The sequence below is a fragment of the Streptococcus sanguinis genome, assembly GCF_050223295.1.
GTDB lineage: Bacteria > Bacillota > Bacilli > Lactobacillales > Streptococcaceae > Streptococcus > Streptococcus sanguinis_X.
The window spans coordinates 791,749-808,050 of sequence record NZ_CP071424.1 but is presented as its reverse complement, the minus strand read 5'-3'; the positions used below and the strand labels follow the sequence as shown (position 1 = coordinate 808,050).

Here is a 16,302-nt window from a genome sequence, read left to right as displayed (position 1 = left end):
TTATCAACATTTTTATTCGTAGTGTTTAAAAATTCATAACAATGTAAAAAAACCAAGACGTTGTGTCTCAGTTTCTTTACGTTTTATTACTCAATTCCAATTTCATCTCGAACAACATTAGCAATGGTATCTACATAATAATTTACTTCTTCGTCAGTTGGTGCTTCAGCCATGACCCTCAGCAGAGGCTCTGTTCCGCTCGGACGAACCAAAATCCGGCCATTGCCGGCCATTTCAGCTTCCATTTTCTCAATGACCGTCTTAATAGGTGGAACTTCCATCGCCTTATCCTTCATGCTGTTTTCCACACGGATATTGACTAGTTTCTGCGGATAGATGGTTACTTCAGCGGCCAATTCGGATAGTTTCTTACCTGTTTCCTGCATGACCTTGGTCAATTGCACAGCTGAAAGCTGACCGTCACCTGTCGTATTGTAGTCCATGATGATCACATGTCCTGACTGCTCGCCACCAAGATTATAACCATTCTTGCGCATTTCCTCTACTACATAGCGGTCACCAACTGCTGTCACAGCCTTTTGAATACCTTCGCGATCCAAAGCCTTATGGAAGCCTAGGTTGGACATGACAGTCGTAACAATGGTATTCTGCGCCAGCTCGCCTTTCTCAGACAGGTACTTACCGATGATGTACATAATCTTGTCACCGTCTACCAGCTCACCATTTTCATCCACGGCAATGAGGCGGTCGCTATCTCCATCAAAGGCCAGACCAATAGCTGCACCAGACTCACGAACAACTTCCTGCAAAGCTTCTGGATGTGTAGACCCGACATTCAGATTGATATTGAGGCCGTCTGGATTTTCTCCGATAATCGTCAACTGTGCTCCAAGGTCTGCAAAAATCTGACGGGCGCTGGTTGAAGCCGCACCGTTGGCCGTATCTAAAGCTACATGCATTCCTTCTAGTTCTAAGCCAGTTGAAACCAAGTATTGTTGGTACTTGCGCAGTCCTTCTGGATAGTCCACCAAGTCACCCAATCCTTCTGCGCTTGGACGTGGCAAAGTATCTTCTGCTGCATCCAGCAAAGCTTCGATTTCCAACTCACGCTCATCATCCAGCTTATAGCCGTCACCACCAAAGAATTTGATACCATTATCCAAAGCTGGATTGTGGCTGGCAGAAATCATGACTCCGGCGCTGGCCTTCTCTGACTTGACCAAATAAGCTACACCAGGCGTTGCAATGACACCCAGCTTATAGACATGAATCCCAACGGACAAAAGTCCTGCAACCAAGGCGCTTTCCAGCATTTCTCCTGAAATTCGAGTATCCCGGCCAACAAAGACCCGAGGAACTTCACTTTCGTGCTGGCTCAGAACATAACCACCAAAGCGACCGAGTTTAAAGGCCAATTCCGGCGTTAATTCCACATTTGCTTCTCCGCGAACACCATCGGTTCCAAAGTATTTACCCATTATAAATAGTTTCCTTTCATAAGACCTGAATGTAAAGATTTAGGCTGCAAATCAGGCAGGCTAAATTCATCCAAGTTTATTTTCAAAATTTTATTTAGTTTTTATTTGATGAGCTCGTATTTGAGCTACTGTTAGAGGAGGACGAGCCTGAGCTGTCTGCTGTTTTAGTGTTGACACGCATAGTCGTTTCAAATGGTGTCACCACGCTTGGCATGACATTTCCCTGACCATCAACCGCCTGCAACGGCGCTGTCCCGCTATAGTTGCCGGTGATAATGACATTGGTCGGGAGAATAGCTACGACATATTCAATCTTAGACAGGGTCTCCTCGTCACTGGTTACTGTAGCTTCCTTATTTTCCAAGGTCACACCACTGATAGACACATTTTCAGCCACCTGGCTGTCAGTGATGAGGTAGCGGACTTCAACCTTCTTGCTGGCCTTTTTACCAATCTTAACAGAAATCTTCTGCGGAGTGACTGTAGCAGTCAGACCGCTTGGCAGGTTTTCAACCTTTAGCGGAATCTCTACTGTTCCTTCTGTAGCCTTGGAAAGATCAGCAACGACTCTAAATTTCCGAGTGCTTTCCTGCATTTCACTGGCTAGATTGACACGGTTGGAGCCTGTCAAGGCAACGGAAACTTCAGAAGTAAAGCCGCTGATAAAGTAATTCTCGCTGTCATATTTGATATCAATCGGCACATTGGAAACCGTATTGGTATATGTTTCAGATGTGACCTGTCGAACTCCAGTATTGTTTTGATAACTGCTTGAGGTTGCATAGACAAAAAGTACTAGGGCAAAGAAAAACGAAGAGATGATATAAAGAATTTTTTTACGTTTTTTCATTTCTTCCATCCTCCCATGAAGCGTTTTTTCAAATCCGCTGGCTTGTCCTGCTCTGATAAGAAGACCTTTCTCAGCTCTATCTCAAACTCATCCAAAGTCAAATCATGCTTGAAAATCCCATTGTGCGTAGTGGAAATCCCGCCGGTTTCTTCTGAAACGACAAAAGTAAACGCATCGGATACTTCAGACAGGCCAATAGCTGCGCGGTGCCGGGTTCCAAACTCTTTAGAGATGCCGCTGCTTTCTGTCAGAGGCAGGTAGGCACAGGAAGCCGCAATCTTATTGTTTTTTATGATGACAGCTCCATCGTGCAATGGCGTATTTGGGATAAAAATGTTGATTAGCAGCTCTCCGGATACATCTGCATCCAAGGGGATTCCTGTTGCAATGTACTCCTGCAAGGTGCGGGTTCCCTGAATGGCCACCAAAGCCCCGATTTTCCGCGGACTCATATAGGCAACAGACTTGACAAAGGCTTGAACCATTTTTTCTTCGTTACTGATGGGCGTTGTAGAAAAAATATCTGTTGCTCGACCCAGCTTTTCCAATCCTGCCCGAATCTCAGGCGAGAAAATCACCACAGCCGCAATAACCCCGTAAGTGATGACCTGATTAATCAACCAAGAAATGGTGGTCAAGCCGATGATATTGGCAAAAAACTGTGCCAAGATAAAGAAGAGCACCCCGCGGACCAGAATCATAATCTTGGTACCGGCAATGGCCTTGATTAGATAATATAAAATCCATGCGACGATAGCGACGTCAATAATATTAATTACAATCCTCCAAGGGTCCGAAAACAAACTGGCCCAATATTGGAGATTGGTTAGTTGTTGAAAATTCATACTTAGACTTCCTACTCCTCTACAAGCAAAGTCAAACAGCTGTAGCAACAAATCGAACTTATTAAATCTAGTCACAGCCTGATTTTATCTTGTAATTAGAGTTTACTCAATTAACTTCTCTCTTTTTATTTTACAGTGGGTCTTAATGCTTAAAGACTTACCAACCCATTATATCACGTTTGTCAATATTTTTCTGTAACCTTCTTTACTTTTTTATGATAAAATATTTCTTATGAAGATAAATACAGCCTTGGGCCTCTTGGCAGGCAAGTCCTCCCACTTTGTTCTCAGCAAAATGGGACGCGGCTCGACTCTGCCGGGGAAAGTTGCCCTGACATTTGATAAGAATATTTTACAAAATCTAGCAAAGAACTATGAGGTCGTGGTTATTACCGGAACCAATGGGAAAACTCTGACTACAGCTCTGACAGTAGGCATTCTCAAGGAAGCCTTCGGAGAAGTGGTGACCAATCCCAGCGGTGCCAACATGATTACGGGGATTACGACAACCTTCCTGACTGCTAAAAAAGGCAAATCTGGTAAGAAAATCGCTGTGCTGGAAATCGATGAAGCCAGCCTATCTCGGATTTGTGATTATATCAAGCCTAGCCTCTTCGTCTTTACCAATATTTTCCGCGACCAGATGGACCGCTATGGTGAGATTTACACGACCTACCAGATGATTCTGGATGCTGCAGCTAAAGTGCCAGAAGCAACTGTACTGATGAATGGGGACAGTCCTCTCTTTAACTCGGTCAGCCTGAAGAATCCTGTCCGCTACTATGGATTTGATACCGAGAAAGGACAGGCTCAGCTTGCTCATTACAATACAGAAGGCATCCTCTGTCCCAAGTGCGAGCATATCCTCAAGTATGAGCTCAACACTTATGCCAATCTGGGAGCTTATACCTGTGAGGACTGTGGCTTCAAGCGTCCTAAGCTTGACTACAGCCTGACCGCTCTCAAAACGCTTGAGCATAACCGCTCGGCCTTTACCATTGATGGTCAAGACTATCAAATCAATATCGGAGGCCTTTATAATATCTACAATGCCTTGGCCGCTGTATCAGTAGCTCAATTCTTTGGTGTCGAGCCGGCTACTATCAAGGCTGGCTTTGACAAGAGCCGAGCTGTCTTTGGCCGTCAGGAAACTTTTAAAATCGGCGATAAGGAATGTACCTTGGTCTTGATTAAAAATCCAGTCGGTGCGACCCAAGCTTTAGATATGATTGGACTTGCGCCCTTTGACTTTAGTTTGTCCGTCCTCCTTAATGCCAACTATGCGGACGGCATTGATACCAGCTGGATTTGGGATGCTGACTTTGAGAAAATTCTAGACATGGAGATTCCTCATGTCATTGCAGGCGGTGTCCGCCACTCTGAGATTGCTCGTCGACTGCGGGTTACGGGCTATCCAGCAGATCAGATTACCGAAGTCAAGGATTTGGAAGCAGTGTTTAAGACCATTGAACAGCAAGAAACCAAGCATGCCTATATCTTAGCAACTTATACTGCCATGCTGGAATTCCGCGAGTTGCTGGCAGAACGACAAGTGGTCAGAAAGGAGATGAACTAATGGTATACAGATCCCTCACTTCTCCTGAAAACCAGGACTATTGCTATGATATAAAGATTGCTCATCTCTATGGCAATCTCATGAATACCTACGGCGACAACGGCAATGTCCTCATGCTCAAGTATGTGGCTGAAAAGCTAGGCGCTAGGGTTAAAGTCGATATCGTCTCTCTAGAAGATGACTTTGACAAGGACAGCTACGACATCGTCTTCTTTGGCGGAGGTCAAGACTATGAGCAAACGATTGTGGCTCGTGACTTGCCGTCTAAAAAAGAAGCTTTGGAAAGTTTTATCAATGAAAATGGCGTTGTGCTAGCTATCTGCGGTGGTTTCCAACTCTTAGGCCAATACTATATAGAAGCTTCTGGCCGACGAATCGAAGGTCTGGGCATCATGGGTCACTATACCCTCAACCAGACCAATAATCGCTATATCGGTGACATCAAGATTCATAACGAAGAATTCGATGAAACCTACTACGGCTTTGAAAATCACCAAGGACGGACTTTCCTCGCTGACGATGAAAAACCTCTGGGCAAAGTCGTCTATGGAAATGGCAACAACCAAGAGGATGGTTGCGAAGGCGTTCATTATAAAAATGTCTTTGGCTCCTACTTCCATGGCCCTATCTTGTCTCGCAATGCGAATTTGGCCTACCGTCTGGTGACCACAGCTCTGAAGAATAAGTATGGATCAGATATTAAACTGGCTGCTTATGAAGATATCCTTGCCCAAGAAATCCCAGAAGAATACGGAGATATCAAAAGCAAGGCTGAGTTTGAATAGACAAACAGGAGAATCACTATGAAAGAAAAATTGCATTATATTCTGCTTTTAATTACCGTTTTATTGGTTGCCGGTATTTCCTTGGCCAATATGCAGAGCGTCAATGTTAGCTTTATCTTGTTCAGCTTCAAACTTCCCTTAATCATATTGATTTTGGTCTCAGTGCTCCTCGGCTCTGTCACGACCTTTCTCATCAGCATGTTAAAAAATTTCTCGCTGAAAAAAGAACTTAAAAAAACCAAAGAAGCACTTAAAAATTCCCATACAGAAAACTAGGTTGGAAATCACTCCAGCCTAGTTTGTTTGTATTCTCTTTTGATAAAGGTAGGAAATCAAAGCCAATCCCATCACTCCGAAACCAATCAGGAGAAAGGAAAGGGTGCGGACACTCGGCAGAAGAGTCATCAGAAAAGTCGCAGGAGGCATGAAAAGAATTGCCAGCGTGTAGATCGTTGAGAAAACTCGTCCTAGGTACTGCTTGTCCACCCTGGTCTGAACCTGGCTGAAGAAATGAATATTGAACACAGTCATAAAGAGCTCACAGATAAGATTACCAGAATAGGAGAAATATGGATGAACCGGTAGCAAGGCAGAGATGCCCATGACCAGGACTCCAACACCAGTCAATAGCAGAGCTACAAGAAGATTTTCCATACTGGCCTTAACCTTGCTGGCTAGAATAGCTCCAACGATTGAGCCTACAGCTCCCAAACTCAAAATAGTTGCATAAGAGCCGGTCTTGCCGTAGAGCTGATTGGTAAAAGGCAGTAGGTAATTAAAGGCCGCAAAGAAAAAGTTGACGGCGGAAGCTACCAAGAGCAGAAAGAAGATTTCTTTTTGCTGACGGATATAAACTAGCCCTTCCTTGATATCTCTCAGGATATTGCCAAGATTGATGGGAGACTTCTGCTTGCTTGGCTCATGATTAGGCAGAAAGTAAACCAAGGCAAAAGCTAGAAAGAAACTAAGGGCATCCAGCTGAAGAGTCATGCGCAGATTTGCATACTGCATCACGATAAAAGATAAAACTGGGGCTGAGACACTGATAACCTGCAAGGCCAATTCCAGATGAGAATTGTAGGTTACAATGTCTTCCTTGTCTACAATTTCGGTAATATAAGACTTATTAGCTGGCCTAGAAAAAGCAAAGGCTATAGCCTGGACCACATTAGCAAAAATCAGCGCCCCAATCATGAGCTGGTCATTAGAAATAAAAGAAATCAGCAGACAAAGTCCAGCACAAATCAAGTCCGTTACCATCAGCACCTTACGTCTGGAAAAGCGGTCCGTAATAGCTCCCCCAAAAGGATTGAATAAGATGGAAGTGACTAGCTCTGATATCTGATAAATGCCCAAGACCGTCTGTCCCAGAGCTCCCAAAGAAGCAAGCCAGATGCTGTTTCCATAGTCATAGAGCATATTTCCAATTTTATTAATAGCAGCCCGTGTAATCAGCTGTGCTGCATTTCGATTCATAAAAATACCTCCTTCCATTTCTGAAACTATTGTATCAGGAATGGAGGGAGGTTCTTTATTTTTCCCATATTTGGGAAATTATGCTTTTACAAACTTATCGAAATGCTCTTGATAATAGGCGACTTGCTCAGGTAGTTCCAGCACTTCAAATATGTGCATGGCTTCCTGCATTTGCTTGATTCCCTGCTTCTTCTGTCCCTTCTGATAAGCCGCAAAACCCTTGAGATAGAGGAACACATTGCGTTCATAGAGTTTGATGTCCTTGCCAATGATTTTCTCTACGTAAGCCTCAAAACAGCTAGCCTTGTCAAAAGAACGACCTTCCAAACAATGCTGATAACAATTGAGAGCTAGAATCAAGACTAATTTCTTATGGCGACCAATTTCTTTGTAGTAGTCCTCCCGCTCCATGACTTCCTTGCCCAGACGGTAGACGTAGTCCACATCATAGAAACTATAGAGATTGCCAAAGAGGATAAGCTCGTACATGGTCCAATCTTCCACTTGAAAGAGATAATCGGCCACCTTATCCAAATCTTCCTGCTGCATACAAAACTGACTGTCACGCTGGCAAATCAAGCCCTGCATCAAAATCCAATTCAGTTCATAGTAAAGAGGCGCCTTGCTGGCCTTGGCCTTTTCCAACTGCTCCGCTTGCAAGTCTTGAAATCCCTTGATGTCATTTGAGTAGTAAAGAGGGATAATCTGCCCCATCATAGCCACGTGCTCATGCTGCTGGAAATTCCGTGCCTTGTCTATAAAATTTTCAAGGGTCACATGAATATTATCTAAGAGATCTAAAAATTTCGAGAGGGTCATGTCCGACTCACCCAGCTCAAAACGAGACAGCTGAGAAGTCGAGCAAACCTGACCCGCCGCTTCCTTCAATGAATAATGTCCATTTAAACGAAAATCACGAAAAACTTTGCCTAAATCTTCCATTTGTTTACCACTTAAATTCTTTCAGTTGCTTTTCCAAATCCTGTAAATAGGCTTCATCCAAGCCATTCCGGTCTTTTGCTGGGGCTTCTAGACTGGCCAGATAAAGCAAGAACTGGTCCGCCAGTATCTCATATTGATGGAAAGGCAGGCGCTTCATCTTGGCCTGAACGAAATCAGCAGCCTCTGCAAAATGCTCGCTTTCCAGCAGCTCTTGCAAATAATCAGCTCCATCAAGCTGCCGGCCTTGCTCATCTTCAAACTGCCCCAGATCTAAATGCTGGATTGTTAGGCGCAGAGCCGAACCAAGCATATTGGCCGCTCCCTTGATCTGCCGCATAAACCAATCGTTTTCTGTCGTCATCAGTAGCTCCTTTCAAAGCGGGCGGACTGACTGCCCCTAAAAATACTACACCTTCTCCGCCAGTTCTTCCCATTCTAACATAGCTTCTTCTTGGGCAGCAGTCAGCTGGTCGATTTGCTGCTGGCTCTCCATGAGTTCGCCGGCGTCATTAGTGGCCTGCATGGCTTCCTGAAGCTGACTGATCTGACTGTCCAAGTCCTCGATTTGCGCTTCCAATTGCTCTAGGCGGCGGGCCAGCCGGCGCTGTTCTTTCTGGTTTTCCTTTTGAAGCTGATAGTCATTGGCAGGGGCAGGCTTATCTAAATCAACCTGCTCCGTCTCCTCACGCAAGGCTTCCTGCTCTGCCTTTTTCTCCAGATAGTAGTCATAATCACCCAGATAAAGGGTGGAGCCTGTTTCAGAGAGCTCAATAATCTGGGTTGCCACGCGATTGATAAAGTAACGGTCATGGCTGACAAAGAGCAGGGTGCCGTCAAAGTCAATCAGGGCATTTTCCAGCACTTCCTTGCTGTCAATGTCCAGGTGGTTGGTCGGCTCGTCTAGGATGAGAAAGTTGTTGTTTTCCATAGACAGCTTGGCTAGAAGCAGTCGCGCCCGCTCTCCACCCGATAGCATGCCGACAGACTTCTTGACATCGTCTCCCGAGAAGAGGAAAGCGCCTAAGCGATTGCGAATTTCGACCTCTGGCGTCAGCTTGAAGTCATTCCATAGCTCATCGAGAACCGTATTGCTGGGAGTCAGTTTGCTCTGGGTCTGGTCATAGTAGCCCACTTCCACATTAGCCCCCAGCTGCTCCTTGCCTCTGATGAAGGGCACTTGTCCGATTAGTGATTTAATCAAGGTCGTCTTTCCAATCCCATTTGGCCCGACAATGGCTACCGCATTAAACTTGCGAATGTCAAGGTTAATCGGCTCCGACAGAACTTCCTCGTCGTAGCCAATAGCTGCATCTTCCAAGGTCAGAACAACATTGCCCGAAACCTTATCGGATTTGAAGGTCATATTAGCCGAGTGACTGCTGGTCTCCGGCCTGTCCAAACGCTCCATCTTTTCCAGCTGCTTACGACGGGACTGAGCCCGCTTGGTAGTGGAAGCCCGAACTAGATTACGATTGACAAAGTCCTCCAGCGCAGCGATTTCTTTCTGCTGCTTTTCATAGTTCTTGGCTTCAGTAGCCAGCTTCTGCTCCTTTTGGACCACAAAGCTAGAATAATTACCCACATAGCGATCCAAGGAATGCTTGGTCAAATCCAGCGTGATAGTTGCAACCTTGTCTAAGAAATAGCGGTCGTGGCTGACGATGATCAGGGCACCGCTGTAGTTAATCAAGTAAGTCTCCAGCCAGGCAATGGTCTCGATATCCAAGTGATTGGTCGGCTCGTCCAAGACCAGCAGCTCTGGCTTTTCCAAGAGCATCTTAGCCAGAGCCAGACGGGTATTCTGCCCGCCCGACAACTCAGAAATCTTCATCTGCCACATGGACTGGTCAAACTTGAAGCCATTCAAAATCGCTCGAATATCGGCCTCGTAGGTAAAACCGCCTTTCTGGCGAAAGTCCTCTGACAGCTGATCATACTGGGTCATGAGAGCAGTCAGGTCTTCCCCTGACAATTCTCCCATTTGCAGCTCCATCTGCCGTAAGCGCTTCTCTTGCTGACGCAGACTATCAAAGACCAGCAGCATCTCGTCGTAGATAGTATTCTCCGACTCAAAGCGGCTGTCCTGAGCCAGATAGGACAGGGACAAGTCTCGTTTTTTATTGATCTGACCAGACGCAGGCTCTTCCTCGCCCACCAAAATCTTGAGCAGGGTTGACTTCCCAGCTCCATTTTTACCGACGAGGGCAATCCGATCACCCTCATCCACCTGCAGGTTAATATTGTCAAAAAGAAGCTCCCCTGCAAAAGAGCGCTCAATCTTGCTTGCTTGTAAAATAATCATAAGACCATTATAGCAGATTTCCAGAAGCACAGCTATCAGAATTCAAGAGAAAGCGAACTCAGCTCCCCAAAAGAAAAAAGACAGCCATAGCTGACTGCCTTACATAAAACTATTGAGAATAGATTGATTCTGCAAAATCAGATAAATTCCCAGTAAAATCAGAACCGCAAAGACAATAAATTTAATCATTCCCTTGATCAGACGAATAGCCAAAAGGATAATCATGGATCCAACTAACCACATAAAGGCGGAATTGTGAAAAAATTCCTGAACCGCCTCAATATTCTGACCGAAGAAGACCTGAATGGGCGCCGGAACATGATTTTCCCAAGCCGCTGTCACTCCTAGCTGGTTGGCAATCTCATTGCCGCTTTTCCATAGCCAGACAAAGATTCCTGAGTTAAAAACAAAGAGAAAAACTTGCTCTGGAAAGTGTCGAATCAAGTAAAAAATAGATTTTAACATAGGCTTACGATTGATACAAGTCTTTTACAGCCTGGATATCTGTCGGCTGGATACTGTAAAATGAGCCTGCTGACTGCATCACTGATTCCTCCTCATTATGGTCTAATCCGATAGCATGGCCCAATTCGTGCGCCGCTGTATTGACAATCCGCTCATGAGAATAAGCATAGCGACTGTCTAGCAGGTAGTAACTATTAAGGCGAACTGTGACATGGGTAAACCGCTTGGTTAGGAGATTAGTCTGCGACTCAGCTTCACCAGCTGCACTGACATTGCCATCGTTCATCTCCGTCGCAACAATGTCCGCCTTGTCTTTGTCATTGATGATTTGAAAGGTGAAGGCACCTGTTTGATTCCAAGAATCAATAGCCTCCTTATAGGCTGAACGGAAGGTTTCATTATTTGTATCGATATAAATTGTAGCGCTTGGCTGATCCCAACGAGCCCCTGTTGTTGCATTCTCATCTGTCAGCGGATCCGTCTGCGTCTCCTCACTGCTGTGAAGCCCCGTAGAAATGCCTTGGTGATTTAAAAATTGATCCACTCTGCCAACAGCTGTCTGAACAGCCTGCGTCAGTCCCTCTGTACCCGGTTTTGTCGAAGTGGTAAAATAGAAAATTCCGACAATAACCATAAAGCTCAGGACAAAGGACCAGGCAAGTCCCCAAACTACACGCCCAATCAGACGCATGAGAAACCGGATGCTTTTAAAAATAAGTCTCATCGCAACCTCCTTTACTAGATTGTAAGAGAACGTTGATTTTACCACCGCTTTCTTAAAGAAGACTGAAAAATTCGCCTTCTTTCATCTATTAGTATAAAAGAAAATGACTACAAATCTGCAACCATTTCTTTTCATACTATTGAATACTCTTTGCAAATCCATTTTTGAGTATCAAATTAAGAACCTCTATCCAGACTGACCTTGCCACTATTGTAGTCCAGGCGAATCCCTTTTTGCACATTTGGGATAAAGACATTAAATTCCAAACTGCCATCGCTGGACTTGGCCTCTAAATGTGACCCAACCGGTACTAAATCCGTCTCCGTGGCGTAAATCAAGGTTACCCGGTAGCGCACCCGCTTGTTCTTATCAAGGGCCTTACGGATCTTTGTCTCGTAGTAATTCTGCCCTGTCGAGTCTGCTTCATTGGCTTGGTTGGACCAGGCCGTCTGCACAGCGATATTAGCAGGATTGCTGGTGGAGGCATCAAAGCCCTTCAAACCACCTATCAGCGAATAGGCCAAGAGATGTCCTCGGTCCACAGCGTGGTTGTACTCACCAGGGAGGTTCTTGAGTTGATGCCAGCCTGCCGGTACCCATGAAGTGTTGGCATTTCCAGTTTCTTCCCGTTTTTTGTACTGGCGGGTAGACTTGGATAAAAAGGCATTCGCCACTGTCGGAAGAGTTTGCCCTTGAACAAGCTTGGTCTTATTGTCAGCGTAGGGTTTACTAGAAATCCCCGCATCCAAGTCCGTCTTATTCCCATTCACGATAAAGGCACCAGCTCCGTTCCATTCAATGCTGCCTTTGAGCTGAGCTCGGACAGCATCCGTCAGAACGCTCTCAGCCAGTTCCCGACTAGGAGTGCCCTGATCTTGGACTTGCCCAACCCTGATTTCTGAATTTGGACTCTGAAGTGGCTGCTGACCATCCTGTCCCCAGAAATAGCCAGCCAGAGCTAAAATCAAGGCCAGAGTCAGCCCAGCCCAGCCTTGCAGGCTCTTAGAATTCCTTTTCTGACTAGTCTTTCTTTTCATCTTCTTTCTTTCAACTTAGCAAACTGGATTCATTTCAGCCAATCTTTTCAACTAGGAGCTAGTTTCCAGTAAACTTCCCGATTAATTCTTGCCAGGTTTCTGGTGACCAGATAGAGCCCTTACCGTTTCCGATAACATTATAGCCAATCATCAAAGCCACGAAAAAGAGAATCACAGCTACCAAGAGAACCAGTAAAACAAGGCCAATCTGCCGGCCTAAATATTTAAGATTTTCACTCATCGTCTTCTTCCTTTACACGCTTCACTTTGGCTCCCAAGGCTGCCAATTTCTCATGGAATTTATAGTAGCCTCGGTCTAAGTGTACTAGCTTGCTGACCTTAGTCTCGCCTTCGGCAATCAAGCCCATCAGAATCAAAGTCGCACTAGCCCGAAGGTCAGTTGACATGACTTCAGCTCCCTGAAGACTGCCACCGCCCCAGATACGAGCTGTATCACGCATGATATCAGAGTGCAGCCTCATCCGACGCATTTCCTCCAGATGCTGGAAGCGGTTCTCAAAGACAGTCTCAATCATCGTAGACTCGCCCTTGGCCATGGCCATGAGCGCCGTAAACTGAGCCTGCATGTCCGTTGGGAAGCCTGGATAAGGAAGGGTCTTGACCGCAACCGGTCTAAGTTTCGAAACATCGGAACGAATCCGAATCCCTTCATCTTCCTCTGTCACTTCCACTCCCATTTCCTGCATTTTGGAAAGCAGGGGACGGTTGTGCTCCCAAATGGCATCCTCAATCAGCAAGTCACCGCTGGTCATAGCTGCAGCAACCATAAAAGTTCCTGCTTCGATACGGTCTTGAACCACATTATGCTTGGCCCCGCGCAGCTGATCCACTCCGACAATCGTCAGAGTCTCTGTACCCGCTCCTCTGACCTTGGCTCCCATTTCATTCAAAAATAGGGCTAGATCAACGATTTCAGGCTCCCGAGCAGCATTTTCAATCACTGTTGTGCCTTGGGCCAGCGTTGCAGCCATCATGATATTCTGAGTTGCTCCCACACTAGGAAAGTCCATGTAAATGTGAGCACCCTTGAGCCGATCTGCCTTCGCTTCGATATAACCCGCTGTCTGGGTAATCTGAGCGCCCATTGCTTCTAAGCCCTTCAGGTGCAAGTCAATAGGCCGGCTACCAATCGTACAGCCGCCTGGCATGGAAACCTTAGCATGACCATTACGAGCTAGAACTGGCCCCAAAACAACGATAGACGCCCGCATTTTGCTGACGTATTTGTAAGGCGCCTCCTCAGACAAGGGCTGGGTGGCATCCACAACAACTGTATTTTCTTCCTGATTAAAATCCACCTGAGTGTTTAAACCGCGGACCACATTGTTCATGGTAAAGACATCAGACAAGACCGGAACATTTTTCAGCACAGACTGGCCCTCACTAGCCAAGACTGTCGCTGCCAAGAGAGGCAGCACCGCATTTTTTGCTCCTTCAATCTTGACCTTTCCGACCAAGCGATTATCTCCACCTTGAATAATAATTTTTTCCATACCGATTCCTTACTCTAAATTTTTAAAATCATCCATACTATCATACCATAAAATCAAAAATATGACCTTATAAAGTACCATTAAAAATCGCCCGGCTCATATCGTAAATACCAATGAAGAAAAGGCTGACTAAATAGCCCAAGGCAATACTGAACAAGAGAATCAAAAAGCGAATCTTCATCGCATTATCGGCATTAACCTTGAAAAACCTCTCCCACTCAACAACCGTTGACAGCAGATGAAAGGCAAAGAAAATAAAGAGCAAATGACTGCATAATTTAAAAACAACTTCTACCATAACTTTTATTATACCACAAGACTCCAGTCAAGGACGAACTAAACAGTCCTTCCCTTTTTCTTTGGAAAAGAAAACTGAGACAAATCTGCCTCAGTTTTGCGTATTCAGTTTGTATTCATGAAAGCATCTTACCAAATGATTAATGACTTCCATCAATCTAGGCAAAATAGCTTCTTATAATCTTGTTCCGACATTGATTCGGTTGATTGCCCGCTGCAGGGCGATCTTAGCCCGGCGTTCTTGGTCAATCAAATGCTTATCATGTGCTTCTTCGATTTCTTGCTCAGCTCGGAGCTTAGCTCGCTCAGCCCGACTAATGTCGATATCTCGCTCACGCTCAGCTGAGTCTGCCACAATGGTAATGACATTATCTGCAATTTCAATGATTCCGCCATTAACCGCAATCCAGTCGATATGCTTGTCATCATCAACCCGGCGCACCTTAACCTGATCCACTTCTAAAACAGCGATGGTATTGATGTGGCGGGGCAAAATCCCCAGCTCACCATCAATGGTCTTTACGGAAACAAATGCAGCATGGTGATCATAAATAAGACCATCCGGTGTCACGATTTGTACTGTCATTTGAGCCATTATTCACCTCTTAGAATCCCATTTTCTCAGCCTTGGCCAATACATCCTCGATAGAGCCCACACCACGGAAGGCGTCTTCTGGCAGCTTATCGTGCTTACCTTCAAGGATTTCTTTGAAACCACGAACCGTTTCAGCTACTGGTACATAAGAGCCTGGCTGACCGGTAAACTGCTCTGCCACATTGAAGTTCTGTGACAGGAAGAACTGAATCCGCCGCGCACGCGCAACCAAAGTCTTCTCATCATCTGACAACTCATCCATACCAAGGATAGCAATGATATCCTGCAATTCATGATAACGTTGCAGAACCCGCTTGACCTCTGCAGCTACTGCATAGTGCTCTTCTCCGACAATCTCAGGCGAAAGGGCACGCGAGCTGGATGCCAATGGATCCACGGCTGGATAAATCCCCAGCTGAACCAATTTCCGTTCTAGGTTGGTTGTAGAGTCCAAGTGAGCAAAAGCTGTCGCTGGCGCAGGGTCAGTATAGTCATCCGCTGGCACATAGATAGCCTGGATGGAAGTAACGGAACCTTTCTTAGTTGAGGTAATACGTTCTTGTAACTGTCCCATTTCTGTCGCAAGTGTTGGTTGGTAACCAACGGCTGACGGCATGCGGCCCAAAAGGGCAGACACTTCCGAACCAGCCTGAGTAAAGCGGAAAATGTTGTCAATAAAGAGCAACACATCCTGACCTTCCACATCACGGAAATATTCGGCGATAGTCAGTCCTGTAAGAGCAACCCGCATCCGAGCTCCTGGCGGTTCATTCATCTGACCGAAGACCATGGCGGTCTTTTCGATAACGCCAGACTCTTTCATTTCCCAGTAGAGGTCATTCCCTTCACGCGTCCGTTCACCAACACCTGTAAAGACAGAAATCCCACCGTGCTCTTGGGCAATGTTGTGAATCAATTCCTGAATCAGGACAGTCTTCCCTACTCCGGCACCACCAAAGAGGCCAACTTTCCCACCTTTCAGATAAGGTGCCAGAAGGTCGATAACCTTGATCCCTGTTTCCAGGATTTCTGATGAAGTTGATAGTTCATCAAAGGTCGGTGCCTTTTTATGAATCGGCTGGCGCTCTGCATCTTCTGCAAAAGGCGCATCCAAGTCAATAGTGTCTCCTAGGACATTGAACACCCGCCCCAGAGTTTCCTTGCCAACTGGCACAGAAATCGGACGACCAGTATCCAAGACCTCTAAACCACGTGTCAAACCATCGGTCGACTCCATGGCAATGGTCCGCACCACACCGTCACCAAGCTCAAGAGCTACTTCAAGGACGATTTTTGATTTTTTCTCATCATTTTTATAGACTACAAGTGCATTATTTATCTCAGGTAGTTTGTCTCCGGCAGCAAACGCAACGTCTACGACCGGCCCGATAACCTGAGCAATTTTGCCTGAGCTCATGTTTTTTCCCTCGTTTAATTTCTAATTCATTTGTGGCC

18 protein-coding genes are annotated in these 16,302 nt (G+C 45.7%); 3 read left to right on the top strand and 15 right to left on the bottom strand.

The genetic code is table 11. The features are described 5' to 3' along the window. Nucleotides 1-86: 86 nt before the first annotated feature. From glmM to cdaA, 3 genes are all read right to left on the bottom strand, one after another. A complete protein-coding gene (gene glmM / locus J1C77_RS04160) occupies nt 87-1,439 on the bottom strand; it encodes a phosphoglucosamine mutase (protein ID WP_002921743.1) in 1,353 nt (450 codons plus the stop codon). Between the two features lie 94 nt (nt 1,440-1,533). Then, nucleotides 1,534-2,298, bottom strand: a complete 765-nt coding sequence (locus J1C77_RS04155; RefSeq protein ID WP_002921744.1) for a CdaR family protein — start codon at nt 2,296-2,298, stop codon at nt 1,534-1,536. Then, nucleotides 2,286-3,134 carry a diadenylate cyclase CdaA gene (gene cdaA, locus J1C77_RS04150; RefSeq protein ID WP_042762935.1) on the bottom strand — a complete coding sequence of 283 codons (849 nt, stop codon included), beginning with the start codon at nt 3,132-3,134 and terminating at the stop codon, nt 2,286-2,288. The genes J1C77_RS04155 and cdaA overlap by 13 nt, the downstream gene beginning before the upstream one ends. 232 nt (nt 3,135-3,366) lie before the next feature. Here cdaA and murT point away from each other — a divergent pair, with 232 nt between their 5' ends. Genes murT through J1C77_RS04135 form a run of 3 tightly spaced genes read left to right on the top strand, consistent with a single transcriptional unit; the run spans nt 3,367 to nt 5,771 of the window. Then, nucleotides 3,367-4,710 (top strand): lipid II isoglutaminyl synthase subunit MurT, encoded by a 1,344-nt coding sequence (murT, locus tag J1C77_RS04145; protein ID WP_002921748.1) that lies wholly within the window; start codon nt 3,367-3,369, stop codon nt 4,708-4,710. After that, entirely contained in the window at nt 4,710-5,495 is a 786-nt protein-coding gene (gatD, locus tag J1C77_RS04140) for a lipid II isoglutaminyl synthase subunit GatD (RefSeq protein WP_002921749.1), read from the top strand. The genes murT and gatD overlap by 1 nt, the downstream gene beginning before the upstream one ends. A gap of 18 nt (nt 5,496-5,513) precedes the next feature. Further along, nucleotides 5,514-5,771, top strand: coding sequence for a LapA family protein (locus tag J1C77_RS04135; protein ID WP_002895980.1), 258 nt, complete (start codon nt 5,514-5,516; stop codon nt 5,769-5,771). Nucleotides 5,772-5,789: 18 nt separating this feature from the next. On the opposite strand, the gene J1C77_RS04130 is transcribed toward J1C77_RS04135, so the two are convergent. The 12 genes from J1C77_RS04130 to atpD all read right to left on the bottom strand — a co-directional run bounded on the left by J1C77_RS04130 (nt 5,790) and on the right by atpD (nt 16,264). Next, nucleotides 5,790-6,971 (bottom strand): MFS transporter, encoded by a 1,182-nt coding sequence (locus J1C77_RS04130; protein ID WP_042762937.1) that lies wholly within the window; start codon nt 6,969-6,971, stop codon nt 5,790-5,792. 78 nt (nt 6,972-7,049) lie between these two features. Then, the gene (locus J1C77_RS04125) at nt 7,050-7,913 is read right to left on the bottom strand and encodes an XRE/MutR family transcriptional regulator (protein WP_002921751.1); all 864 of its coding nucleotides are present in this window, start codon (nt 7,911-7,913) and stop codon (nt 7,050-7,052) included. 4 nt (nt 7,914-7,917) lie between these two features. Then, nucleotides 7,918-8,274 (bottom strand): hypothetical protein, encoded by a 357-nt coding sequence (locus J1C77_RS04120; RefSeq protein ID WP_002921752.1) that lies wholly within the window; start codon nt 8,272-8,274, stop codon nt 7,918-7,920. A gap of 45 nt (nt 8,275-8,319) precedes the next feature. Continuing rightward, on the bottom strand, nt 8,320-10,215 hold the full coding sequence (locus J1C77_RS04115) for an ABC-F family ATP-binding cassette domain-containing protein (protein ID WP_042762939.1): 1,896 nt from the start codon (nt 10,213-10,215) through the stop codon (nt 8,320-8,322). Between the two features lie 99 nt (nt 10,216-10,314). Further along, nucleotides 10,315-10,680: a hypothetical protein gene (locus J1C77_RS04110; protein WP_002921757.1), complete on the bottom strand. Its 366-nt coding sequence runs from the start codon at nt 10,678-10,680 to the stop codon at nt 10,315-10,317. Between the two features lie 4 nt (nt 10,681-10,684). Next, nucleotides 10,685-11,404, bottom strand: a complete 720-nt coding sequence (locus J1C77_RS04105; RefSeq protein WP_042762941.1) for a matrixin family metalloprotease — start codon at nt 11,402-11,404, stop codon at nt 10,685-10,687. A gap of 176 nt (nt 11,405-11,580) precedes the next feature. Further along, the gene (locus J1C77_RS04100) at nt 11,581-12,441 is read right to left on the bottom strand and encodes a DNA/RNA non-specific endonuclease (protein WP_002921762.1); all 861 of its coding nucleotides are present in this window, start codon (nt 12,439-12,441) and stop codon (nt 11,581-11,583) included. 58 nt (nt 12,442-12,499) lie between these two features. Continuing rightward, entirely contained in the window at nt 12,500-12,682 is a 183-nt protein-coding gene (locus tag J1C77_RS04095; RefSeq protein ID WP_002917490.1) for a DNA-directed RNA polymerase subunit beta, read from the bottom strand. Beyond that, a complete protein-coding gene (gene murA / locus J1C77_RS04090; RefSeq protein ID WP_002921764.1) occupies nt 12,675-13,955 on the bottom strand; it encodes a UDP-N-acetylglucosamine 1-carboxyvinyltransferase in 1,281 nt (426 codons plus the stop codon). The genes J1C77_RS04095 and murA overlap by 8 nt, the downstream gene beginning before the upstream one ends. Nucleotides 13,956-14,022: 67 nt before the next feature. Continuing rightward, nucleotides 14,023-14,253 carry a DUF1146 family protein gene (locus tag J1C77_RS04085; RefSeq protein WP_002895990.1) on the bottom strand — a complete coding sequence of 77 codons (231 nt, stop codon included), beginning with the start codon at nt 14,251-14,253 and terminating at the stop codon, nt 14,023-14,025. A 174-nt stretch (nt 14,254-14,427) separates the two neighbouring features. Further along, a complete protein-coding gene (locus J1C77_RS04080) occupies nt 14,428-14,847 on the bottom strand; it encodes a F0F1 ATP synthase subunit epsilon (protein ID WP_002921766.1) in 420 nt (139 codons plus the stop codon). A gap of 10 nt (nt 14,848-14,857) precedes the next feature. Then, entirely contained in the window at nt 14,858-16,264 is a 1,407-nt protein-coding gene (atpD, locus tag J1C77_RS04075; protein ID WP_002895993.1) for a F0F1 ATP synthase subunit beta, read from the bottom strand. Nucleotides 16,265-16,302 lie beyond the last annotated feature (38 nt).